Source organism: Streptomyces griseus subsp. griseus (assembly GCF_003610995.1).
GTDB lineage: Bacteria > Actinomycetota > Actinomycetes > Streptomycetales > Streptomycetaceae > Streptomyces.
Genome location: NZ_CP032543.1, coordinates 2,085,514 through 2,107,096, shown reverse-complemented (window position 1 = coordinate 2,107,096; position 21,583 = coordinate 2,085,514). Strand labels below are relative to the sequence as shown.

The following is a 21,583-nucleotide window of genomic DNA, read 5'->3' as shown; positions in this document are numbered from 1 at the left end:
TGCGCCGAGGCGCTCCGGCGACATGCGGCCCGCCACGTGGTACCCGAGCCCGCCCAGTGCCGTCAGTACGGCCAGCACCGCCCACAGCAGCAGGGTGTGACCCTCGATCAGCGCCCCGACGAGCGCCGGACCGGTGATGGCCGACACCGTCCAGGTGAGGTTGACGACGGAGAGGTAGCGGCCCCGGGCCTGGCGGGGCGCCACGGTCGCGGAGACGGCTGTCATCGCCGGGGTCGCCGCCATCTGACCGAAGGTGAACAGGGCGACGGCCGTGAAGACCAGGGCCACCCCCACCGCACCGCCCGCCGCCGGGAGGATCGCGAGGAGCAGCAGGGTGCAGAGCATCAGGGCGGCGCTGCGGACGACCACCCGGCTGCGCCGGACCGTGGCCAGCCGGGCGGTCAGGGCGGACTGCGCCACCACGATCAGCAGGGCGTTCAGGGTGAACGCGGTCGAGGGCAGCCAGGCCGGCAGCCCTCGCACCGCCACCAGATAGACGGGCAGCACCGTGGTGGGGATCAGCCAGGCGAAGACGAACGCCGTCTGCGCCGCGATCAGCACGAACACCGTCCGGTCGCCGAGCAGGGACCGCCACCCTCCCGCCGCGCCGTCCGCCGCCTCCGGGGCCGTGGCGGCGGGCCGGGGAGCGGCGGTCCCCACCCGGCGGCCCGGGTAGGCGAAGAGCAGGGCGGTGAGGGCGCTGGTACCCGCGTTCAGCACCACGATCAGAACGGCCGCCCCGGACCAGCCGGTGCCCAGCAGGGCGCCGCCGACCGCACCGCCGATGCCCACGCTGGCATTCTTCCCCGCGGCGGTGAACGCGTACCACCGGTCGAGTTCCTCCCCCTGGGCCAGGTCGGCGACGAAGGCGGGCCACGACACCCAGTACAGACGTTCCGCGCACAGCACCACGAAGAGCACCGCGACCAGCGATGCCTGGCTGTCGACGAGCAGGTAGCAGAGGTAGCCCACGGTCGACAGGAGGTTGTTGGCCACCAGGGAGGCCTTGGGGCCCCAGCGGTCGACGGCGATCCCGGCCAGCGGGGCCACCGGCAGGGACAGCAGCGTCGCCAGACTCGTTCCGTATCCCACCTGCTGGACCGTCAGGTCCGTGGTGAGCAGGAAGAACAGGAAGTTCAGCGGGATGAACATCCCCACGCCGAAGGAGTCCAGCGCCGTCGCGGTGACGATCCGTCCGTTGCCGGACAGGCGCGGGACCCCGAGGCGGTCGGCCAGGCGGCCCTTCCTGGAGCGGGGGGCGTTCTCCTCCGGCGTCACGCCCGTTCCGCGTCGGGCAGTTCGATCCGGTGGCCGGCGACCTCCCGTTTGGCCGCCAGATAGCTCCGGTTGCTGCCGCTCACGAACGCGCCGGTGGTCCGGGTGGAGTGCACCTCCATCCCGTTATCGGTCAACTGCCGTGCCTTGTCCGGGTTGTTGGTGAGCAGTTGGACGGTGCCCACGGAGAGCGCGGCCAGCATCTGGGCGGCGGGCCGGTAGTCCCGCAGATCGTCGGCGAAGTTCAGCTTCCGGTTCGCCTCGAAGGTGTCCAGCCCGCCGTCCTGGAGGATGTACGCGTCCAGTTTGTTGTACAGGCCGATTCCCCGGCCCTCCTGGCGGAGGTAGAGCAGGATTCCGCCGTGGGCGGCGAGGAGGTCGATGGCCTCCCGGAGCTGGGGCCCGCAGTCGCAGCGCCCCGAGCCGAAGACGTCGCCGGTCAGGCACTCGGAGTGCACCCGCACCAGCGGGACCTCCCGCTGCCGCTCACCGAAGACCAGGGCGATGTGCTCCCTGCCGTCCACGAGGCCGGTGAAGCTCATCATCCGTGCCGTCACCGTGCCCGCCCCGGTCTCCACCGGTACGGATACGTCGGCGCGGATGGTGCCGGGCGGCAGGGGCGCCCGGAGTCCGGCGGTCGTCGGAGTCGTGCCGTTCATGTGTCTCTTCCTCCGGGCCGGGGCGGTGTGTTCGGGGGCGGTGGGCCGACGGGCACCGGCTCCCACAGGTGGGAGGGCAGTTCCCAGGCGTACTCGCGCCCCAGGTTCGCGGGGTCGAGCAGTGTTCCGTAGGTCTCGCGGTCGAGTTCGGGGACCTGGGTGCGGTGGCAGCGGACCGCGCGCTCCTTGGCGGTGACGGTCTCCCCGGCGAGCCGGTGGAGCCGGGGACGGGCCTGCTCCGACGTGCTGCCGGGGAAGCGCTCAGTGAACCACTCGGTCAGGGCGGCCGGGTCCTCGTTGTGCCAGGTGTACGTGGACCAGGTGCCGTGGGCGCGGTGGCGGTTGCTCATCGCGAAGAGCTGGTAGGGGTAGTCCGCGTAGAGCCGCACCCGGGGAGGCCGTCCGGCGGCGGCGAGTTCGCGGCAGGCCGCCAGGGCACTGTCGCGGACGGCCAGGTGGTCGGGATGGTCCCCGACGGCGGCGGGCAGCCACACCTCCCCGGCCTGGCCGATCCGCTCCCGCATCCGACGGCGCAGGGCCCCGGTGTCCGGCGGCCCCGGCCGGTACTGGCCGTCCAGGTGGTCCCAGGCGTCCAGCGCGGTCCCCGTGCCCCGGTAGGCCGCCGCGTCCTCGCGCAGCCGCTCCTGGGCGAACTCCCGGGACGTACGGGCTCCGAGGCGCTCGTCCCAGGGGGCGAGGAACGCGGGGTCCTCGGGCACCCCGGAGAAGACGGTGACCGCCTCGCCGCCCGGCCGCAGGGCCCCGAAACAGGAGAGCACCGCGTCGTCGGCGTGCGGCGAGAACACCAGGACCGGGGCCCTCGCACCCTCGGCGCCGGTGGCCGTCGCCTCTTCGGCGTCTGCGGTCATCGCTCCTCCAGCATCAGCGGACGGGACCAGATCAGCGCCGCGTCGGGGAGGGCGGCGAGCCGCTCCGGCGGCAGGGGCGCGGGTCGTCCGTACGTCTCCCGGTCCTTCGAACCGGACCGCAGGCCGTCCTCGGCCAGGGCGATCAGCGGGCTCACCCGGTGCAGGGCCCACAACCGCAGGTCGGCGCGGTCGGCGGTGCCACCGAGGACCAGGCTGCGCAGGCAGAGCCGGATCCGGTCCGGCGGGCCGGACACCCGGCCCGCCGGGCTGTGCAGGGCCATCAGGTAGGCGCCGTACCAGATCTCCTCGCACAGGGCCTCCAGAAGGCGGCTCGGGGCGCGGAGAGCCGCCACGGCGCGGGCGGACCGGCGAAGGCCCCGGTGCTCCAGCCCCAGCGCTCGCAGGTACTCCTCCCGCGACGACCGGCGCGGCATACCGCCGTCCGCGGCCAGGACCAGCTGGACGCGGCCCTTGAACAGGTGGACGAGCACGTCCGGCGCCGCCGCCACCCCTCCGGCCGGGTCGGGCCCGCCGTCCGTGTCATCGGCGAAGCAGGCCGAGTGCCGGGGTCCGTACACGTCGTTGCCCACGAGACTGGCCCCGTCCGCGTGCTCCACCCAGTGCGGTACGGGGATCAGCACCCGCCGTCCGCGCCGCCCGAGTTCGCGGGCCAGGACGGTGTCGTCCGGATCGGGACCGGCGGTATCCGGGGGTACGGCCGCCAGCAGGGCCTCCACGTCCGCCCGGGGCAGGACGAGGGCCAGGCTGGGGGTCCACTCGCCGGGTACGGCGGGCACCCAGGAGGCACCCTGGAGGGCCGCCGCGCGGGTGGCCGCCCCGTTCCAGGAGTTCCAGTTGGCGTACAGGGCCAGCGGGGCGTCGGGCAACTCCCGCACCGCGTGGGCGACCTGGGCCGCGAAGTCCCGGCACGGCACCACGTCGTCCTGGAGCACCACGTGGTGGGTGGCGTCCGGTGCCACCGCCGCCCAGGCGGCCCGCGCCGTGCGCAGCGCTCCGGGCCCCGCCTCGGGCGCGGGATCGACGACCACCTCGGTGCCCCACCCGGGCAGCGCGTCGGCCAGCCGGGCCGCCTCCGCCGCCCGGCGCGGGTGGGCCATCACGGCCGCGCTGATCACCGCCGTGGAGGTGACGCTGTCAGTCGGCACGACGGCCTCCTCCGGGGGCGGGGTGGTCCGTGGCACCGGAGGTCCGGCCGACGGCGTCCTCGACGGGCACCGGGGCCGGAGAGCCGCCGTCGTCCCGCACGCTGTGCCAGCCGCGCCGCCCCCTGGCCCACTCGTACAGGGCCAGGTACACGGCGACGGACCCCAGCAGGTGCCAGGGCACGACCAGGACCCAGCCGGCCGTGTCCGTACGCCGCCGGTAGTCCGCGTCGCGGCGGGCCCCCAGGACGCAGGCCGTGTCCGCCAGCACCAGCAGCAGCGCCGCCGGGCGCAGGGCGCGTACGGCGAAGGCGCCCGCGCAGACCACCGGCAGCGCGGCCCGCACCGCCAGTGAGCCGACCGTGACCGCACCCAGCAGCCGTCCCCGAGGCGGGAGCCCGCGCCAGTTCACGGCGACCGCGCGCAACTGGCCCCGGGTCCAGCGGGCCCGCTGGCGCAGCGCGGCGGCCGGCCGCTCGGTGGCGCTGACCCGGGAGGCCGAGGCGAGGAAACCGGTCGCCACTCCGGCCCCCATCAGCTCCAGTGACCAGTGGTAGGACTCCTCCACGTCGTCGGAGCGCACCGGACGCACCAGGTCCCAGGTCGAGGCCCAGGCGTAGACGGAGCTGCCCGCCACCACATGGACACCGGCCAGCCGCTTGAGGCCGCGCACCGAGGCGTGCCACACCGCGTCCTCGCCCGCCTTGGCGCGCGCGGCGAGCCCGGCCCCCGGTTCGCTGATCTCCTCGGCCTGGACGAGCGCGTGGCCCCGCTCCAGGGCGAGCACGGCCTCGGCCGCCTGACCGGGCGCCGGGACCACGTCGGCGTCCAGGACGGCGATCACCTCGCCCCCGGCGTACGGGAAGGCGTGGTTCAGCGCCGCGCCCTTGGGGCTCATCTCCGGCAGCCGCACCAGCCGCCAGTCCAGCCCCGCCCGCCGGTACGCGGCCATCGCCGCGTCCGCCCGCGCCGCGTCCTCGTCCCCGGCGCCGCCCGCCTCGACGAGCCAGAGCACCTGGAGCAGTTCGTCCGGGTAGTCCAGGGCGGCCACCGCCCGCGCCGAGCGCTCGAAGGTGGCGGCGCTCTCGCGGTAGAGGGGCGTCAGCACGGTCAGCCGGCGGGTGGGCCGCCAGCCGGGCGGCACTCCGTGCACCGCGTAGGGGTGCAGGGGCCGTGTCGGTACGAGCAGATCGGTCATCACGCGGTCCGCGTGGCGTCCGGCGCGATCTCGTGGACCGCCCCGTCGTAGGAGGAGGCGAGGAAGACGCCGCGACCGCTGTCGTACGCCAGGGAGGAGACGCCCGAGGTGGTGGGGCGGACATCGGCCGACCAGCGGCCGGTCTCCCGGTCCCAGACCGTGACGCGTCCGTTGTAGGCGCCGACGGCGATGTGGCGGCCCGCGTCGTCGGCGCTGACGCACTTGAGGGAGTGGCGGTGCGGGGTCGGCACCTCGGTGCGGCTGAAGTCCGGTCCCCACAGGCGCAGTACGAGATCGCGCGAGACGCTGGCGAACCAGCCGTCACCGCCCAGCCCGACGCAGCCGTTGGCGATCATGCCGTGCGCGTCCGCCAGGGCGTGCACCCGGGTCAGCCCTGCCGTCTCGTGCCAGGCCGCGCCGCCGTCCGCCGAGACCGAGAAGATCAGGTCCCCGGAGAGCGCGACGCCCTTGACCGCGTTGGAGTGCAGGGGGACGTCCTGGAGGTGCTCCAGGGTGCCGTCGGCCGACTCCGCCAGGACGACGCCCTCGCCGGTGTAGGCCCCGACCACGACATGGCGCCTGCCGTCCCGCTCGAACGCGGCCGCGCAGTTCAGCGGGGATCGGTGCTGGTGGACGGGGGTTCCGGTGAGTGCGTCGAAGACGGTCCCGAGCTGGCCGCCGGTGATGACCGTGGAGCCGACGGGGGTGAGGAAGTTGCAGAGGCTGTCCGGCTGCGCGTGCACCTCGCCGTCCCGCCACAGCGTGCCCGCGTCCCCGATGGTGTAGACCGAACCCTGCTGTACGGCAACGGCGTTGAGGCCCCAGGTGGGGGCGACGGGGTCCTCGCTCCACAGCCCCTTGGCGAAGTCGTAGCGGTGGTAGCTGTCGCCGAAGGTGCCGAAGACGATCTCGGAGCCCGCGGCGAAGGCACAGGTGCGCGGCCAGACGACGGGCGGCAGGGCGACGCTGTCGCGCAGCTGCGGCGTCCGGGCGGACACGTCCCACAGCCGCATGGTGCGGTCGTAGCTCAGGCTGATCAGCAGCCCGCGCTCCTCACCCAGCACCACGCGCTTGATCCCGGCGTCATGGGCGGGCACGTAGTGCCGTTCCCCGTCCCGGAGGACGATCAGCTCGCCTTCGTCGTTCCCGGCGTAGACCGTGCCGTTCCCGCCGATGGCGACGGTGTCCGTCTCCACCCCGCCGAGGTCCAGGTCCTCGACGAGTCCCCCCGTCTCCAGGGACCAGCGCTTGATCGTCCCGTCGTCGCTGGAGCTGATGATCTCCCCGCCGTCATGGCTCCAGCCCACGGAGATGACGTCCGCCGTGTGCCCGCTGAAGACGTGCAGGAGGTCACCGGAGAAGTCGAAGACCCGGACGCGGTGGTCACGGGAGGCGGTGGCCACCTTCTCCTCGGAGGGGTGGAAGGCGGACATCTCCACGTCGTCCTCGTGGTGGCCGAGCACCGCGCGCAGCCGCATGTCGGGCACCGACCAGATGCGGGCGCTGTAGTCGCTGGAGGAGGTCACCAGGAATCTGCCGTCCGGGCTGAAGGCGCACTGGTTGGCGAGGTGATCGTGGGCCACCCGGGCGAGGGGGACGCGGGTGCGCTGGTCCCAGAGGATGACGTGGTTGTCGTACCCGGCGGTGGCGACGTAGGAGTCCGCGTGGGCGGCGACGCCGCTGATCGGGCTGGAGTGGCGGATCACGGTGGTGGTTCCCTTCGTGGGGCGCTTGCGGGCTCGTACGGGGGAAGAACACGTGGTACCGGAGAAAGGGGGTCAGATACGGCGGTAGACCAGTCCGACACTTCCCCTTTTTCGTTGATAAGCGACGCCCTCCACCAGGAAATCCATGCGCGGCGGTACGAGGGTGTGTTCCCCGTCCCGTCGCCATTTCTCTTTCCCGGGCCCGGAGAACCAGGGCCGCACGGAACTCTCGATGAATTCCGGTGAGGAGGTGACCAGGAGCAGGTCGGTGGGAAGGGAGTCGACCACCGAAATGTCATCCAGGTAGTAGAATATTTCGGCGAGAAGGTAGGCGTCGGCGGGAAGGTGCCGTTCTCCGGCGAGTTCCTCCACCGTGTCCGCCCGGACGTCGGCGTGGCCGAGGCGCCGGGAGAGCCGCCGCCGGAATTCGTCGTGGGGCTCGGTCGGGATCACCGTGAGCCCCCGCTCGCGGAGCGAAGCCGTCAGCGCCCCCTCGCAGGCGCCCGGCTCCACGACGGTGAACCCGGTGCCGCCCAGCGTCTCCCGCACCCAGTGGGAGGTGGCCGTGAGCCGCTCCCGCTCGTACGCCGAGGTGTCGAGCCCCCAGGGGTCGGGCGGCACCTCGACCTGGCCGAGCGGCGCGTAGAGCAGGTAGTACAGGTGCTCGGCCTGCTGGGCGCCGAGGGTGAAGAACTGCTCGCAGGAGGGGGCGGTGGCGGTGATGACCCGCGGCTGTTCCCCGTCATCGGTCAGCAGCCGCGGCGGCAGCCGGTTGAGGGCGTCCAGCTTCGCGCCCAGGAGCCGGGCGTCGAGGGGGTGCGCACGGTCGACGGCGAACTGCGAGTGGCCCGCGTGCCCGACCGCGTACCGTACGGGGCGACCGCCCGCCGAGCGGGCCGCCAGCAGCCCCGAACGCGCCTGCGGTGCCCGCCAGTCGGCGGGGTTGTGCGCCCACAGGACGCTGCCGCGATCCGTTGCGGCCGTCAGGTCCGGAGCGTCGGGCGTGCCGTCCGCGTCCAGGGGGCCGGCTTCTCGCAGGAGCCGCTCCACCCGCGCGCCCAGCTCTTCCGGGGGGAGGCCGAATGCCCGGCCGCCGTGTCCGGTCAGGACGACGCGCACTTCCTCTTCCGGTGAATCCAGAATGCTCATGAATTCACTCAGGACGTCGGCCGCGGAATGAGCTATGACGGCGTGCAAAGCTACCCCCGTTTTCCCGTGCGGGATTCGGAGACGCACTATAGGCATGATCCCGATTTGAAGTAAAGAGTGGGATCACCCTCCCCGTCCTGGAGGGCAAGGCATTCATGCCGCTTTGATCACCGGCCGGGCCGGGCTGTGTCCGGTCACCGAGCAGGTTTTATCGCAGCATTCTTTCAATAAGTTGGCGCGGATTGAAAAGACTTGCGAGCGCAATCTGTCATGTTGCTGACGGGCGGCGTGGACTCGCCAGGGCGATTTTGGCCACCTGGTGCCGCTGCGCGCGGACCGGCGCCGGCCACCTGGCGCGCAGCGGCACACCCGCTCAGCGGGCCTGGTCCGCGAACCGCACACCGGTCAGCTTCTCGGAGACCTCCCAGACCCGGCGGGCCTCGTCGGTGCCGGTGAGCCGGGAGAAGAGCTTCTGCTCGGCGGGCGCGCCGCCCAGGTGGCCGGGGCCCTTGGGCCCGTAGAAGGCGCCGCCCCGGGAGTCGGGCGAGGTGGCGGCGTACAGGGCGGGCAGCTGGGCGCTCTCCACCGTGCCGACCACGATGCCCCGGGCGGACAGGACACGGATCATCCGCACGCCCGTGGTGTCCTTGGCGCGGCCCATCTCCGGCCGTGCGGCGAGCAGGCTCGTCGGGGCGACGCCCGGGTGGGACAGGTTGCTGGTGATGCCCCAGCCCTCCGCCCGGCTGCGGCGGTCGAGTTCGAGTCCGAAGAGACCGAAGGCGATCTTCGACTGGCTGTAGGCCTTCATGCCGCTGTACGAACGCTCCCAGTTCAGGTCGTCCCAGTTGATGGCGTTCTGGTTGGCGGCGACGCTGATCTGCGAGGTCACCCGCGCCCGGCCCGCCCGCAGCAGCGGCAGCAGGTGGCCGACCAGGGCGAAGTGGCCGAGGTGGTTGGTCCCGAACTGCAACTCGAACCCGTCCGGGGTGCTCTGCCGCTCGGGCGGGGTCATGACACCCGCGTTGTTGACCAGGAGGTGGACGGGCCGCCCCTCGCCGACCAGGGAGTCGCCGAGCGCGGCGACCGAGTCCAGCGAGGAGAGGTCGAGTGACCGCAGAGACACCTGGGCGCCGGGAGCCTGCCGCCGGATCGCGGCGAGCGCCCTCTCGCCCTTGCCCTGGTTGCGTATGGGCAGGACGACCTCTGCACCGGCGGCGGCGAGCCGGGCGGCGATGCCGAGCCCGATGCCGTCGCTGCCGCCGGTGACGACGGCACGCTTGCCGGAGAGGTCGGGGAGGGTGAGGTCGGGGGGCTTGCGGGGCATGAGGGTCACTCCTCGTGTGGTCGGTGACATCCGGTCGCCTCCACGGTGGAGCCGCCGCCGCGGCCTATCCAGGGCCTGCCGATCCCCTGATCGCCGGGCCGCCGGTCGGATCGGCGGCCCGGCGCCGGCGGCGCCCGGCGGCCGCTCGGCCGCATGCCGTAGGGGGGATCGACGATCCGTGGCTCCGGTGGCCGCCGGGCGATACAAAGGAGTGGGGGACGGCCCTCACCACGAGCTCGGGACGACGGAGGAGACGTATGGAGATCGACCGCGCCGGACTGGCTGCGTTCCTCCGGCGCCGCCGGGAGCTGCTGCAACCCGAGGACGTCGGTCTTCCGCGTGGTCAGCGCCGCCGGACCGGCGGGCTGCGCCGCGAGGAGGTCGCCGTGCTCTGCCACATGTCGACCGACTACTACGCCCGGCTGGAGCGCGAACGCGGCCCGCAGCCGTCGGAGCAGATGATCGCCTCGATAGCGCAGGGCCTCCACCTCTCCCTGGAGGAGCGCGACCACCTCTTCCGCCTCGTCGGCCACACCCCGCCGGTCCGGGGCACGACCGGCGAGCACATCAGCCCCGGTCTGCTCCGCATCCTCGACCGCCTCGACGACACCCCCGCCGAGATCGTCACCGAGCTGGGGGAGACCCTGCGGCAGAGCCCGCTCGGGGTCGCCCTCACCGGCGACACCACCCGGTACACGGGTCTGTCCCGCTCCTTCGGATACCGCTGGTTCACCGACCCCGCGACCCGGGCGTTCTACGCGCCCGAGGACCACGGCTTCCTCTCCCGCATGTTCGCCTCCGGCCTGCGGGAACTGGCCGCGCTCCGCGGCGCCGGCTCCCGCGCCGCCGAGTGCGCCGAGCAACTCCTCGGCCGGAGCGAGGAGTTCCGCCGGCTCTGGGAGCTCCACGAGGTCGGCATCCGCCCGCACGAGGTCAAGCGCTTCGTCCACCCCGAGGTCGGGGTGCTGGAGCTGAACTGCCAGCGGCTGCTGGACCCGGACCAGTCGCACAGCCTGCTCGTCTACACGGCGTCACCGGGCAGCGAGAGCTACGACCGGCTGCGGCTGCTGTCGGTCATCGGGGCACAGGCGATGACCTGATCCTGCCCGAGCCGTCCTGTCTCCCGTCCGCGCGGCGATCGGCGCCCTATGGTGCGAAAGGGGGCACGATCGAGGCGAAACGAGGCGGTCTGTCATGGGGACCTATGTACTGGTCCACGGAGCCATGCACGGCGGCTGGTGCTGGCGCTCCGTCCGCGACCTGCTCTCGCGGGCCGGCCACCGGGTCTTCACACCGAGCCTGACCGGGCAGGGGGAGCACGCTCATCTGCTCGGCCCGGACGTCGGCGTCGCCACGCACGTGGAGGATGTGGCCGCCCTCCTGCGCTACGAGGACCTCAGCGAGGTCCACCTGGTCCTGCACAGTTACGCCGGTGTCCTGGCGGGCCCGGTGGCCCAGCGGTCCGTAGGCCGCCTCGCCTCGGTCACCTTCCTCGGCGCGTTCCTCGTCCGGCCCGGCGAGTGCCTGCTGGACGTCGAACCGCCCGGGACGGCCCAGAGCTACCGCGCACTCGCCGCCGAGAAGGGCGACGGCTGGTACCTGCCCGCCGACGCCTCCTTCCTCGACCGATGGGGCATCACCGACGAGGAGTCGGCTGCCTGGGTGGCGCCCCGCCTCACCGCCTTCCCGCTGCGCTGCCAGACGGACGCCGTCGACTTCGACCCCGGACCGCTCGCGGCGCTCACCACGTCCTACGTACGCCACACCCGGCCGCCGCTGCCCAGCCTCGAACTCTCCTCGGACCGGGCACGCGACCAGGGCTGGGACGTCCACTCCCTCCCGACCGGCCACGACATGATGCTCGAAGCGCCGGAGGCCACCACGGACCTGCTGACCCGCATCACCGGGCGCGAGGAGAGCTGACCCCGCCGGCCCCGAACGGGCGGCAGGCCTACCCGAGACCGTCCAGGAACTCCACGGCCCGCCGCAGCAGCAGGTCGGCCGCGGCCGGGACGTAGGACGTGAGCGAGGAGTCGGCGAACAGGTGCTGATCGCCGGAGTACACGAACAGCTCGGCGCCCTCGGCGCCGGCGGTCAGCTCCTTCGCCGCGTCGAGATCCCCGTCACCGGCGAAGAAGGGGTCGCCGTCCATCCCGTGCACCTGCACCGGGAGGCCGGTCGGCCAGGCCTCGCCGAACTCGGTCACCGGCAGGCAGGAGTGGAACAGCAGGGCTCCCGCGGCGTCCTCGCGTGTCTGGGCCAGACGCTGCGCCGGTACGACGCCGAGGGAGAACCCCGCGTAGACCAGTGGGCCGCCGAGCCGGTCGGCGGCGGCGACCCCGCGGTCGGCGATGGTGGGGAACCCGGTCCGGCTCGCGTAGGCGATGCCCTCCTCCAGCGTCCCGAAGACGTGCCCCTCGTAGAGATCCGGGACGTGGACGGTGTGCCCGGCCCGGCGCAGCTCGGCCGCGAAAGCAACGACACCCGGTGTCAGGCCCTGCGCGTGGTGGAACAGCACAACTTCCGCCACGGCCGCACGGCCCGGATGTTCTACGTCGGCCTCGGTCACCAGAAGGCCGGCGGACCGCTGCCGCCCGACTTCAACCACTTCGAGACGGCGGCGAAGGAATCAGCCCCGGCGCACGGGCTCGGGCAGCTGCGCCAGTTCATCCGGCGGGCGCGCATCTCCGAGGAGCAGGCGGCCGCGTTCTGGGAACGCATCGAGCAGGTGGTCCAGGAGTTCGACGGGCTGCCGCGCTCCGGCGGGACGGTTCACGGCTTCGCCGTCGGCGTGTATCCGATCCCCGACCACCCCGTCCTGCCGCTGCCCCCGGAGGGCGACGGCGCGAGCTGACGGCCGGCAGGTCAGGACGGGCTCCCGTTCCCGCTCCCGTCCTGATCCCCGCCCCCTTCTTTAGGCCCGCGTCCTTCCCTGTCGCGGTCGCTGAACGCGGCGAACAGCTCCGGGTGTTGGTGGGCGAGGTGTCGGGTGATGGCGTCGTGGGTGGGATCCGTGACGTGCCAGCTGTGGGCGGAGGGGTGCGCGGCGAACAGCTCGCAGGCCTCGTTACGGGCGTCGCGTGCGGAGCACCAGGGGAGCGGGGTGAGGGCGGCGAGCCCCGAGCCCTTCCAGCGGACCCAGACGCCGCTTCCGGGCCGCCCGCCCTCGTCCCACAGCAGGGCGGCGTGCCGGTCGTCGTGGTCGCCGCCGAGTTCGCACAGGACATGGCCGGTCTCGGGGCGCTGCCCGGGGGGAGCGAGGGCGACGAGGTGGTCCGGGGGCGGGAGGAGGGCGACGGCGGAGCACTGCATCATGGCCGGTGCCGCTTTCGTGGGTCGTCGGATGCGTCGTCATCGGTATCGGCGTCAGCCGCTCCGGCGATGAGGTCCGCCAGGGGGCGGTGACGTCCCAGGAGTGGCCGGTGGGATGGCCGGCGAAGAGCGAGCACCCCAGGACGGCGTCGGTGCTCAGGTTCCGGAGGACGGCCGGGCACCAGGGTGCGGTGGTGATCCGGTGGGTGCGATCGGTGCTGGTGCCCGTCCAGAAGAACCAGAGCGCCGGCCGGTCGGGGTTCTCGGCAGGGCACAGGAGCGCGGCGTGGTCGGTGACGGCGTCGTGTTCGCCGAGCTCGCACAGCACGTACTGGTCGAGCGTGAAGTCTTCCGGCGGGGCATCGGGGCCGAGAGGCATGGTGACGAGGGCGGTGAGCACCTCACTGAGGGGAGCCGGGTCACGGCGGTGCATTGCAGCACGGAGGCCTCTTCTGCGGAGGGTGGGCTACAGCGGTGCGGCCGGGGCGGTGCGCCATCCGGCGAGGGTGACGCAGAGCCCGACGGCGGGGTCGGCGACGGTGAAGTGCAGCGGAAAGCCCGCTTCCAGGGTCCGTATCGCATCGTCCTGGCGGCACGCGTCGGTGGCCCAGAACCGCAGGCTCTCCGGTGCGTCGGTGCCGTGGAAGAGGACCGCCCGTGCATCGGCGGTGGGCAGTCGCACGGCTTCGTGCTCCAGGGCCGCGCGGTCGCCGTGGGCGTTGGCGAGGCGGAGGGCCTGACGCCGGAGCCAGAGGAGGGCGAGGCGCCGGTTGCGTACGGAGGCGGTGCCGAGGGAGGCGTGCCTCAGCCCGTCGGACACGGTGACCTCGGCCGCGTAGGCGACGGTGCGCCTCATGCGGCGGGCCCGTGGTCGTCGTGCCGGACGAGGGCCCTGAGCCGGGGGAGCCGGAGCCGCACCCTGGTCACAGCACCTCACCCCGGCTGCGGGCGTTGGCCCGCGCGGTACGGGCACGGATCTGCTCCATGGGGAGCGCGGGCCGTACGTGCTGGGGGTCGGCCTCCCACTCGATCCCGCCGCCGATGGGGCGGAGGGACCAGCGGGCGCCGGCGACACCACGGAATTCGCCGACACGGTCGTTGCGGCTGGTGTCGACCAGAGGGGTGCCCGGGGCGGGTGGGGCAGGAGGTGCTTCCTGGTGGCTCGCACGAGCGTCCACGTCGTACTCCTTAGCTCCGTTCTGTAGCCGTTCGGCTACCAGGGCGATTCAGAGTGACCTAACGTGAGAAGCCCTTCAACTGGGGGAACCTGAAGGAAGAGTTGAAAGTGCACCCATGGTCAACATCAAGGAATTGAACCCCGCCAGCAGCCCGCAGGCGGCCTTCGGAGCGCGTATCCGAAGGTTCCGGGAGGAGCGGGGGTGGACGCAGGACGCGCTGGCCCCGAGGATCGGTTACTCCAGTCAGCACATCTCGGCCGTGGAAACCGTTCGCAAACCGCCATCCCTTCGCTTTTCGCGGAAGTCCGACCTGGCATTTGGTACGACCGGCACGGACGGCTCGTTCGAGCGCGAGTACATGGAGCTGCGGAACGGGTCGCTGAAGGAGGGTTTTCCGGAGTACGTGGGGTACGAGGGCAGGGCGGTGGAGCTCCGGATCTACAACCTCGGTCTCATTCCTGGGCTGTTACAGACGCCGGACTACGCGCGGGCTGTGGCCTACTGGCACGTGGAGCGCGGATCCATCACCTATGAACAGGCGGACGAGCGCGTCGCATTCCTGGAGCAACGGCAGGAAGCGCTGGTGCGGTCGCAGCCACCGATGGTGTTCGTCGTCATGGACGAGAGCTGTCTCCATCAGGCCGTCGGCGGCCCCGAGGTCATGAACGCCCAGCTCCGACGGCTGGAGGAGATGTCGGCGCGGCCCAACTGGATCATTCAGGTGGCACCGTTCAGTCTCGGTGAGCGTAGGGCGTTCTACCTGCCGGTCAATCTGCTGACGATGGCTGACCGCTCCATCGTCGCGTACGCCGAGTCGCAGGCACAGGGGTACGTGGAGCGCGAAACATCGCTAGTGGCACCCATGTTCACGGCCTACCATCAGATGCAGGGCGAGGCGCTGTCGAAGGCAGCGTCTGTGGCCAAGATCAGCAAGCTGCGAAAGGGCACCCTGTGAAGACCGAATCCCCTCGTTGGTTCACGTCCTCGTACAGCGACAACGGCGGTGACTGCATCGAGGTGGCCGTCAACCTCGCCCCCTCGCAGGGCATCGTCCCGGTGCGTGACTCGAAGGTCGTGGACGGTCCGGTGGTCGGCGTCCGTGCCGCCGCGTTCTCGGCGTTCGTCGCGGGCGTGCGGGCCGGAACGTTCAACGCCGCCTGACAGGAACACCGTTCCGGGCAACGCCCCGCCCTGCCTCGCGCAGGGTGGGGCGGTTCGCTGCCCGGGACCAGGCCCTCTGGCAGCGGTCTGCCGACTCATGCATGGTGGAACTTCCTATGACGGAAGGACACTTCGTGATGCCCGAGCAGCGCCCGCAGTGGTTCACGTCCTCGTATAGCTCGAACGGCGGTGACTGTGTCGAGGTGGCCGTCAACCTCGCCCCCTCGCAGGGCATCGTCCCGGTGCGTGACTCGAAGGTCGTGGACGGTCCGGTGGTCGGCGTCCGCACCGCTGCGTTCTCCGCATTCGTGGCGGGCGTGCGGGCCGGGACGTTCCCCGCCGCCTGACACCGCTGCTGAGGTGGGTCGGGGGCATCTCCATGAGCCTCTGACCACCCATGCCAAGATTGCCCACGACTCACGGCGGCCGGGCTCCGCGCGGGGCTCCGGCCCGGCTGCCTTCCGGGCGCCGAGATCCTGCGGTGCCAGGGGAGCCGGGCAGTCGCAAACCGTACGGGGCGGTCCCGTACGGTTCACGCCCCCTGGTGCAGGAGTACACACATGAAGGGCAAGCGCCGCCGGCTTCTTCTGGCAGCCATCGACCCCATGCTCGAACCCGGTGAGCAGGTCGAGGTGACGACCATCGTGAACCTGAGTTCCGTCACCGTGCCCCGGACGGCGGCGTTCGCGGCAGCCACGGCCATCCTGAGCGGCGGTGGAATGGCCGTCATCCCGGTGCCGACCCCCATGTGCCTGGGAATGACCGACCGCCGCATCTTCATCTTCCGGGCGAACCCGACGTTCGCCCGGCCCGAAGAGCACTTGATGACGATTCCGCGCGCCGGTCTCGTCCGCTCGGAGATCAAGGAGCGGGTGCTCAACTCGTCTTTCGTCATCTCCTCGGCGGACAGTGAGCAAGGTCTGAGGATCGTCTTCCCGCTGGCCGGCCGCGCGGAGCGGAACGTGGTAGCGGCCGCCTTGCCTCGGGCCGACTGACGGCCCAGGGCGGGGCGGGAGCGGGGTGCCGGCTGTCGGCTCCACCGCACGGCGGGCGGCGCCGTGGTCACCGCAGACGCCATGCGCACCCGGTGCGAGCCCGTCCGTCGCACCGTCGCGGCCGGGGTCACTCCTCCTGGCAACCCATCGGCCCGACCCGTGCCCCTCCCACCGGCCATGCTGGCCAAATTACGTCTCTTTCTCATGGCTGTCGGGTAAATCGATAAATAGGTGAGTGATCTTCCGTTTTTCCTGGGTAGCCGGGCTCGTGAGGGCCTGGGGAGGCCTTCCACATTCAGGGAGGGAATGCGATGAAGAAGGTCATCCTGGCCGCGGTCTCGGTTTCTCTGGGGGCGACGGCCCTGGTGGGCTGCGGCAGTGAGAATTCCGATGACGCGTTCGAGGGAAAGAGCGCGGACACCATCGCTGAGGAGGCGGTCAAGGCGACGCGGGACGCGAAATCCCTGCGGATCGTCGGAAAGGCGAAGCAGCCCGACGGCAACGAGATCGGCATCGATTTCCGCGTGGACGACCAGGATCTCTGCACGGGCACCATGACCGGAAAGGGAGCCAAGGCCGATGTCGTCCAGGTCGGGCAGAGCGTCTATGTGCGGGGCGACGAGAAGTTCTGGCAGAACACGCTGAAGGGGAAGCCCGGCACCGAGAAGGTGGTCCAGCAGGTCCAGGACAAGTGGGTGGTCTCCGATTCGGCGCAGGCCGGGACGGAGGGGATGTGCGACAAGCAGGCCGCCCTCGCCCTGCTGGACAGCGACAAGTCCGAGCGCAAGGGAATGAAGAAGGGCAAGACCACGGAGGTCGACGGCACGCCGGCGCTGATCCTGGAGAAGAAGCAGGAGAACGGCGAGAAGATCACCATGTACGTGGCCACCGAGGGCGAGCCCTACGTCCTCAAGGCGGTGTCCGAAGGCGGCGAAGTGCCGAGCGAGACGGTGCTGAGCGACTACAACAAGAAGGTCGACGCGCAGAAGCCCGCCGCCGGGGATGTCGTGGATCTGAAGAAGATCAACGCCTGACGCGTTCCGTTCCTGAGGCCCTCCGGCCGACGGGAGTTTCTTCCCGTCGCCGAGAGAAGAGGGGGTTCTGCCGCCGACCGGTGGCAGAACCCCCTTTTCCGCTCTCAGCCCCCGATCGACCTTTCCCGGCTCAGACGGATGAGGGATCGGTCATGGACACGGCTGAGGAGCAGCAGGGCGCACACGGCGCCGATCAGGGCACAGAACATGTCCCACTGCGTGTCCCAGACATCCCCCTGCGTACCCAGGAAGGCATCGGCGGCCTGGCCGCCGGTGACGGCCGCGAGCCACTCCAGCATCTCGAAGACGGCGCTGAAGGCCAGGCAGGCGCAGACGGTGAGCGGGGCGAGCCAGCGGCTGCCGCGCAACGGGGAGGTACGGACGAGGAGTTCGCGTACCAGGATGGCCGGGACGAAGCCCTGCACCAGGTGGCCGAAGCGGTCGTAGGGGTTGCGGTCCCAGCCGAGCCAGTCGCGCACCCAGTCCCCGGCGGGCACCTCCGCGTAGGTGTAGTGGCCGCCCACGATGAGGACCAGGGCGTGCGCCGCCAGCAGCCCGCACAGCAGCCCGCTCAGCGGGAAACGGTGGCGCAGCAGGATCGCCAGCGGCAGCCCCACCATCACCCACACCGTCTCCAGCAGCCAGGTCGTCGGATCGGCCGCGCCGAACCGCGAAGCGACGAGCGCCGCGCTCACCCCGACGGCGAGGACGGCCGGCAGGCGACGCCGGGACGGCAGGGTCATGGCCGGCGTCGGGGCCGGGGCGGGGTGGGCACTCATGGCCTGCTCCTCGTGTTCGGTGCGGGCCCCCACTCTCGGGCCCGGCCGGAGCCTCGCTCATGAGTACGTGTACTCAAACCCTCCTGGTCCTCTCCCCGTCCGGGACTTCACGGGTGCGGGCCGTTCGTGTCGCCTGAGCGGCTGCGGCACCTGACCTCCGGGGTGGAGCGGGACGTCCCGCTCCACCCCGGACCGCTCCGGCCGTCTCGGGGCGGGTTCCGGTCCGGCGGGTCCGGCCAGACCCCCCGGGGCGGGGTCAGCGGCCGGAATCCCGGCTCGCGGAGGCCAGGCGCTCACGGTGGGTGCGGTAGAGACGCGTCCCGATCGGGCGGCCCGCGTGCCAGACGACGGCGGGGACCGCTGCGCGCAGAAGCTGGGCCTGCTCCTCGTCCGCCCCGTACAGGGCCATGCCCAGCATCAGCAGACGCTGGGAGAAGCGCACCTTGCCGAGGGAAGCCTCGACGGTCGCCTTCCACTCGCGTTCGGTCAGGTGGCGGTCGATGAGCGGCAGGACGCGCTCCTCCTCCAGCGTCAGATGCTCGTGCAGGGGCGGCAGCAGTCGCTCCGCGACGGCGGCGACGGCTTCCCGGTCGGAGACGTCGGCGGAGTCCCGCCACCCCCGGCCACCCGCGGCGAGGGCCTGCAACTCGCTGTCGATGAAGGTGTGCTGCTGGTCCATCGTCTCGATGAGGGGGCCGACGTCGTCGGGGCAGCGCTCCCGCAGCCGGGGCCAGACGTGGTCGTCCTCGCTGGTGTGATGGGCGTGCAGGAAGTCGATCATCATCAGGACGTGGTCGGCGACGAAGGCGGTGCCCTGCGCGTCACCGGCCGGCACGCCGGAGATCAGTGCGGGCAGGGCGTCGAACTCCCTCCGCATGGCGTCGTGTGCGCCGATCATGTCGCGGCTGTCGGCCATCTTCTCGTTCGTCTCGGAGTGCATGGCAGCAGTTTCGGCGTCGTACCTTTCAGTCCGCCTACAGGACGGATACGGCTCCGCCGCCCTGCCGTTGCCGCCGTCGGTGGCATCGGCTTACATGGTGCGGTGCAGACGTTCGGAGTGCTGGGTCCGTTCGAGGTCCGAGCGGGTGACCAGCCGGTCCACGTCGGGGGCCGGCTGCCCCGCAGGCTGCTGGCGATCCTGGTCGCCGGGGAGGGCCGGCCGGTCTCGGAGGACAGCCTGGCCGAAGGGCTGTGGGGTGGCCGCCCGCCACGCAACCCGGCGGGCGCCCTGCAGGTGTACGTCTCGCGGCTCCGCCGCGCACTGCCGGGAATGGAGTTGCGGCGCTCCGGCGGCGGCTATCAGCTCCTCGCCGCCGACACCGACGTCGAACGGTTCCACGGCCACCTCGTCCGCGCCCGTGCGCTGGCGGCCGATGACCGGCACGCCGACGCCTACGCGGCCTTCGAGGCGGCGCTGCGGTTGTGGCGCGGGACACCGTACGAGGATCTGGCCGACGACGAGTCCACGGCCGCGATCCGTGCCGCCCTGGTGGAACAGCGTGACAGCGCCCAGGAGGAGGCGGCCGCCGCGCTGCTGGCCACCGGGGACCACGCCGGGGCGGTGGCCGCGCTCGAACTGCTGGTGCGCGCCGCGCCGTACCGCGAACGCCGCTGGCAACTGCTGGCGTTGGCGCTCTACCGGTCGGGGCGCCAGGCCGACGCGCTGAACGCGGTGCGCCGGGTCCGGACCCTGCTGGCCGAGGAACTGGGTGTCGACCCCGGCGTGGAGCTGCGGCAGCTGGAAGGGCGCATCCTGTCCCAGGACCCGGCCCTGTCCCAGGACCCGGCCCCGAGCGCGGCCACGGAGGCTGGGGAGCCCGGCGACCGGCCGCTGACGTCGTTCATCGGCCGTGACGCCGATGTGGCGCTGCTGAGCCGTCTCGTCGGTACGCACCGGCTCGTGACCGTCGTGGGGCCCGCGGGGTCGGGCAAGACCCGGCTGGCGGTGGAGTGGGCCGGCCGGGACGCCGTCGTCCGGCTCGCCGACGTGGCCGACCCCGCCCACCTGGTCTCGGCGGTCGCCGGGACGGTCGGCGTCACCGGGGCCGCCGGAGACCCGTACGAGGCACTCGTCAAACGGCTGCGGCTGCACCGGAAGCCCCTGGTACTCGACAACTGCGAGCACCTCGTCGGCGAGGTGGCGCGGCTCGTCGTCGACCTGCTCGACCGCGTACCCGCGCTGCGGGTGGTGGCCACCAGCCGCAGCCCTCTCGGCGTCGACGGCGAACACCACCTGCCGCTCGGGCCGCTGGCCGCCGACGACGCCGTGACGCTCCTGACCGACCGTATCCGCGCGGGCCGACCCGGCTGGATCGGGCAGGACACCGACCGCCGGGACCTGCGCCGCCTCGCCGACGCGCTGGACCGCCTGCCGCTGGCCCTGGAACTGGCGGCGGCACGGGTGCGGACCTTCGGCGTACGGGGGCTGATCGAGAACCTGGACGACCGCTTCACCGTGCTGGGCAGGATTCCGCACAGCAGGATGACCCCGCACGCCACGTTGCAGGAGGCCGTCGCCTGGAGCTTCGACCTCCTCTCCGCCGAGGAGCGGGACCTCGCGGTGCGGCTCTGGCCGTACGAGGGCGGCTTCCCCCTGGAGGCCGCGGGTCCCGCCGGGCTCGGCACGCTCGTCTCCCTGGTCGATCAGTCCGTGGTCACCGCCGAGACCGGCGGGGGCAGCCCCCGCTACTGGATGCTGGAGACGATCCGGGCGTACGGCCGGTCCGTGGACGCCGATCCGGCGGCCTCCCGCGCCGCCCACGCCCGCTGGGTCCGCGAACTGGTCGCCCGGGCCGAGGGCGATCTCCAGGGCGTGCGGTCCGCGGCCACGATGGCGGCCCTGCGTCTGGAGCTGCCCAACCTGCGCGCGGGCCTCGCACACGACCTGACGCACGCCCCGGCCGAGGCCCTGCGCACGGCCGCCCGGCTCATGTGGTTCTGGATCCGCAGCGGCCTGCTCGCCGAGGGCAACCGGGTGCTGACCGCGGCCCTGGCCGCCGCGCCGGACGCCCCGCTCGGCGACACCGTGCGGGCCAGGGCCTCGTCCGCCGGCCTGTTCTACTTCACCGGCGACGTCACCACGGCACGGCGCATGCTGTCCGAGGCGAACCTGGCGGTGGGCTCGGAACCCGACCACCGCGGCCTGCTCGCCGAGGTCCGCTACTACCAGGCCCTCGTCCAACTGCCCGGCGGCGACCCGGCGATCGCACTGGAAGCGTCGGCCGAGGCACACGCCATCGCCACCGGGACGCGGACCACCTGGCTCATCGCGGCCGCTTCGATGGCCTGGGGCGCCGCCCTCGTCATGGCCGGCCGGACCGCCGAAGGCCAGCACCGCCTGCGGACCGCCGTACAGCTCGCCGACGCCTCCGGACTGGTCTGGACGGCCGCGCTCAGCGAACTGATGCAGGCCCAGACCCTGGTCGACGCCCGCGAAGGCGAAGCGCTGCCCCTGCTCAGCTCCTCACTGCGGCGCTTCGCCGGCGAAGGCGACCTGAGCAACCAGCTGGCCGTACTGCACAACGGGGCCCTGGCCCTGGACGCGGCCGACGACCCGGCCGGCGCCGCGCTGCTGCGCGACGTCGTCCACTTCCACCAGGCGCGCAGCGGCATCCAGCCGACGGGCACCTTCCTCCAGTCGGTCGTGCCGCACGGCTGGTACGAGGGCGCACCCCCGGAGGAGCCGCCGACCCTGGACGACGCCGTCGCCGTCCTGACCGCCGCGGCGCGCGCTGTCTGAGCCTTGCAGCCCGGATGTATGGGTACCTGGGAAGGATCACCG

General features: G+C 72.3%; 22 protein-coding genes and 1 pseudogene. 9 read left to right on the top strand and 14 right to left on the bottom strand.

From position 1 onward, the window contains the following. Positions 1-138: 138 nt before the first annotated feature. The 8 genes and pseudogenes from D6270_RS09780 to D6270_RS09745 form a co-directional block, all read right to left on the bottom strand. Positions 139-1,278 (bottom strand): annotated as a pseudogene (locus D6270_RS09780) (MFS transporter); the annotation flags it as partial. Continuing rightward, on the bottom strand, positions 1,275-1,934 hold the full coding sequence (locus tag D6270_RS09775) for a GTP cyclohydrolase II (protein WP_109165770.1): 660 nt from the start codon (positions 1,932-1,934) through the stop codon (positions 1,275-1,277). The pseudogene D6270_RS09780 and the gene D6270_RS09775, both read right to left, overlap by 4 nt. Further along, entirely contained in the window at positions 1,931-2,803 is an 873-nt protein-coding gene (locus tag D6270_RS09770; RefSeq protein ID WP_225976814.1) for a PIG-L deacetylase family protein, read from the bottom strand. The genes D6270_RS09775 and D6270_RS09770 overlap by 4 nt, the downstream gene beginning before the upstream one ends. After that, positions 2,800-3,969, bottom strand: a complete 1,170-nt coding sequence (locus D6270_RS09765) for a hypothetical protein (RefSeq protein ID WP_109167515.1) — start codon at positions 3,967-3,969, stop codon at positions 2,800-2,802. The genes D6270_RS09770 and D6270_RS09765 overlap by 4 nt, the downstream gene beginning before the upstream one ends. Beyond that, entirely contained in the window at positions 3,959-5,164 is a 1,206-nt protein-coding gene (locus D6270_RS09760; RefSeq protein ID WP_225976813.1) for a glycosyltransferase family 2 protein, read from the bottom strand. Before D6270_RS09760 ends, D6270_RS09765 begins: the two co-directional genes overlap by 11 nt. Further along, positions 5,164-6,870 carry a WD40 repeat domain-containing protein gene (locus D6270_RS09755; protein WP_109165771.1) on the bottom strand — a complete coding sequence of 569 codons (1,707 nt, stop codon included), beginning with the start codon at positions 6,868-6,870 and terminating at the stop codon, positions 5,164-5,166. The genes D6270_RS09760 and D6270_RS09755 overlap by 1 nt, the downstream gene beginning before the upstream one ends. 72 nt (positions 6,871-6,942) lie before the next feature. Then, a complete protein-coding gene (locus D6270_RS09750; protein ID WP_109165772.1) occupies positions 6,943-8,019 on the bottom strand; it encodes a class I SAM-dependent methyltransferase in 1,077 nt (358 codons plus the stop codon). A gap of 373 nt (positions 8,020-8,392) precedes the next feature. Next, positions 8,393-9,343, bottom strand: a complete 951-nt coding sequence (locus D6270_RS09745; protein ID WP_109165773.1) for an SDR family oxidoreductase — start codon at positions 9,341-9,343, stop codon at positions 8,393-8,395. Positions 9,344-9,600: 257 nt separating this feature from the next. On the opposite strand from D6270_RS09745, the gene D6270_RS09740 reads away from it, so the two are divergent. Together D6270_RS09740 and D6270_RS09735 are read left to right on the top strand one after the other, a co-directional pair. Then, on the top strand, positions 9,601-10,443 hold the full coding sequence (locus D6270_RS09740; RefSeq protein ID WP_109165774.1) for a helix-turn-helix transcriptional regulator: 843 nt from the start codon (positions 9,601-9,603) through the stop codon (positions 10,441-10,443). Positions 10,444-10,537: 94 nt separating this feature from the next. Beyond that, complete coding sequence (locus D6270_RS09735; protein WP_109165775.1) at positions 10,538-11,266, top strand: alpha/beta hydrolase; 729 nt, start codon at positions 10,538-10,540, stop codon at positions 11,264-11,266. A gap of 28 nt (positions 11,267-11,294) precedes the next feature. On the opposite strand, the gene D6270_RS09730 is transcribed toward D6270_RS09735, so the two are convergent. Then, the gene (locus D6270_RS09730; RefSeq protein WP_161030425.1) at positions 11,295-11,873 is read right to left on the bottom strand and encodes a dienelactone hydrolase family protein; all 579 of its coding nucleotides are present in this window, start codon (positions 11,871-11,873) and stop codon (positions 11,295-11,297) included. Here D6270_RS09730 and D6270_RS09725 point away from each other — a divergent pair. Beyond that, positions 11,850-12,197: a hypothetical protein gene (locus D6270_RS09725; RefSeq protein ID WP_162600262.1), complete on the top strand. Its 348-nt coding sequence runs from the start codon at positions 11,850-11,852 to the stop codon at positions 12,195-12,197. The two genes, D6270_RS09730 and D6270_RS09725, sit on opposite strands and share 24 nt — an antisense overlap. An 11-nt stretch (positions 12,198-12,208) precedes the next feature. On the opposite strand, the gene D6270_RS09720 is transcribed toward D6270_RS09725, so the two are convergent. The 3 genes from D6270_RS09720 to D6270_RS09705 all read right to left on the bottom strand — a co-directional run bounded on the left by D6270_RS09720 (position 12,209) and on the right by D6270_RS09705 (position 13,833). Continuing rightward, positions 12,209-12,658 (bottom strand): hypothetical protein, encoded by a 450-nt coding sequence (locus D6270_RS09720; RefSeq protein WP_225976812.1) that lies wholly within the window; start codon positions 12,656-12,658, stop codon positions 12,209-12,211. 463 nt (positions 12,659-13,121) lie between these two features. Then, entirely contained in the window at positions 13,122-13,511 is a 390-nt protein-coding gene (locus D6270_RS09710) for a hypothetical protein (RefSeq protein ID WP_109165779.1), read from the bottom strand. Positions 13,512-13,578: 67 nt separating this feature from the next. Then, entirely contained in the window at positions 13,579-13,833 is a 255-nt protein-coding gene (locus D6270_RS09705) for a hypothetical protein (protein ID WP_109165780.1), read from the bottom strand. Positions 13,834-13,948: 115 nt separating this feature from the next. Here D6270_RS09705 and D6270_RS09700 point away from each other — a divergent pair, with 115 nt between their 5' ends. The 5 genes from D6270_RS09700 (at position 13,949) to D6270_RS09680 (ending at position 17,023) form a co-directional block, all read left to right on the top strand. Further along, complete coding sequence (locus D6270_RS09700; protein WP_109165781.1) at positions 13,949-14,788, top strand: helix-turn-helix domain-containing protein; 840 nt, start codon at positions 13,949-13,951, stop codon at positions 14,786-14,788. Beyond that, positions 14,785-14,994 (top strand): DUF397 domain-containing protein, encoded by a 210-nt coding sequence (locus D6270_RS09695; RefSeq protein WP_151414663.1) that lies wholly within the window; start codon positions 14,785-14,787, stop codon positions 14,992-14,994. The genes D6270_RS09700 and D6270_RS09695 overlap by 4 nt, the downstream gene beginning before the upstream one ends. Positions 14,995-15,110: 116 nt before the next feature. Beyond that, positions 15,111-15,341 (top strand): DUF397 domain-containing protein, encoded by a 231-nt coding sequence (locus D6270_RS09690; RefSeq protein WP_391039343.1) that lies wholly within the window; start codon positions 15,111-15,113, stop codon positions 15,339-15,341. A 213-nt stretch (positions 15,342-15,554) separates the two neighbouring features. After that, entirely contained in the window at positions 15,555-15,989 is a 435-nt protein-coding gene (locus D6270_RS09685; protein WP_109165783.1) for a hypothetical protein, read from the top strand. 311 nt (positions 15,990-16,300) lie between these two features. Then, positions 16,301-17,023, top strand: a complete 723-nt coding sequence (locus D6270_RS09680; RefSeq protein ID WP_109165784.1) for a hypothetical protein — start codon at positions 16,301-16,303, stop codon at positions 17,021-17,023. Between the two features lie 104 nt (positions 17,024-17,127). On the opposite strand, the gene D6270_RS09675 is transcribed toward D6270_RS09680, so the two are convergent. Continuing rightward, a complete protein-coding gene (locus D6270_RS09675) occupies positions 17,128-17,802 on the bottom strand; it encodes a DUF2238 domain-containing protein (RefSeq protein WP_109167517.1) in 675 nt (224 codons plus the stop codon). Between the two features lie 256 nt (positions 17,803-18,058). After that, positions 18,059-18,742, bottom strand: coding sequence for a hemerythrin domain-containing protein (locus tag D6270_RS09670; RefSeq protein ID WP_109165785.1), 684 nt, complete (start codon positions 18,740-18,742; stop codon positions 18,059-18,061). A 102-nt stretch (positions 18,743-18,844) separates the two neighbouring features. Here D6270_RS09670 and D6270_RS09665 point away from each other — a divergent pair, with 102 nt between their 5' ends. Then, positions 18,845-21,541 (top strand): AfsR/SARP family transcriptional regulator, encoded by a 2,697-nt coding sequence (locus D6270_RS09665; RefSeq protein WP_225976811.1) that lies wholly within the window; start codon positions 18,845-18,847, stop codon positions 21,539-21,541. Positions 21,542-21,583 lie beyond the last annotated feature (42 nt).

Coding starts and splice junctions, on each gene's coding strand:
- D6270_RS09760 (WP_225976813.1), bottom strand. CDS start 5,164: ATGACCGATCTGCTCGTACCGACACGGCCCCTGCACCCCTACGCGGTG.
- D6270_RS09740 (WP_109165774.1), top strand. CDS start 9,601: ATGGAGATCGACCGCGCCGGACTGGCTGCGTTCCTCCGGCGCCGCCGG.
- D6270_RS09710 (WP_109165779.1), bottom strand. CDS start 13,511: ATGAGGCGCACCGTCGCCTACGCGGCCGAGGTCACCGTGTCCGACGGG.
- D6270_RS09680 (WP_109165784.1), top strand. CDS start 16,301: ATGAAGAAGGTCATCCTGGCCGCGGTCTCGGTTTCTCTGGGGGCGACG.
- D6270_RS09735 (WP_109165775.1), top strand. CDS start 10,538: ATGGGGACCTATGTACTGGTCCACGGAGCCATGCACGGCGGCTGGTGC.
- D6270_RS09700 (WP_109165781.1), top strand. CDS start 13,949: ATGGTCAACATCAAGGAATTGAACCCCGCCAGCAGCCCGCAGGCGGCC.
- D6270_RS09745 (WP_109165773.1), bottom strand. CDS start 9,343: ATGCCCCGCAAGCCCCCCGACCTCACCCTCCCCGACCTCTCCGGCAAG.
- D6270_RS09775 (WP_109165770.1), bottom strand. CDS start 1,934: ATGAACGGCACGACTCCGACGACCGCCGGACTCCGGGCGCCCCTGCCG.
- D6270_RS09720 (WP_225976812.1), bottom strand. CDS start 12,658: ATGATGCAGTGCTCCGCCGTCGCCCTCCTCCCGCCCCCGGACCACCTC.
- D6270_RS09685 (WP_109165783.1), top strand. CDS start 15,555: ATGAAGGGCAAGCGCCGCCGGCTTCTTCTGGCAGCCATCGACCCCATG.
- D6270_RS09770 (WP_225976814.1), bottom strand. CDS start 2,803: ATGACCGCAGACGCCGAAGAGGCGACGGCCACCGGCGCCGAGGGTGCG.
- D6270_RS09675 (WP_109167517.1), bottom strand. CDS start 17,802: ATGAGTGCCCACCCCGCCCCGGCCCCGACGCCGGCCATGACCCTGCCG.
- D6270_RS09670 (WP_109165785.1), bottom strand. CDS start 18,742: ATGCACTCCGAGACGAACGAGAAGATGGCCGACAGCCGCGACATGATC.
- D6270_RS09750 (WP_109165772.1), bottom strand. CDS start 8,019: ATGAGCATTCTGGATTCACCGGAAGAGGAAGTGCGCGTCGTCCTGACC.
- D6270_RS09690 (WP_391039343.1), top strand. CDS start 15,111: ATGACGGAAGGACACTTCGTGATGCCCGAGCAGCGCCCGCAGTGGTTC.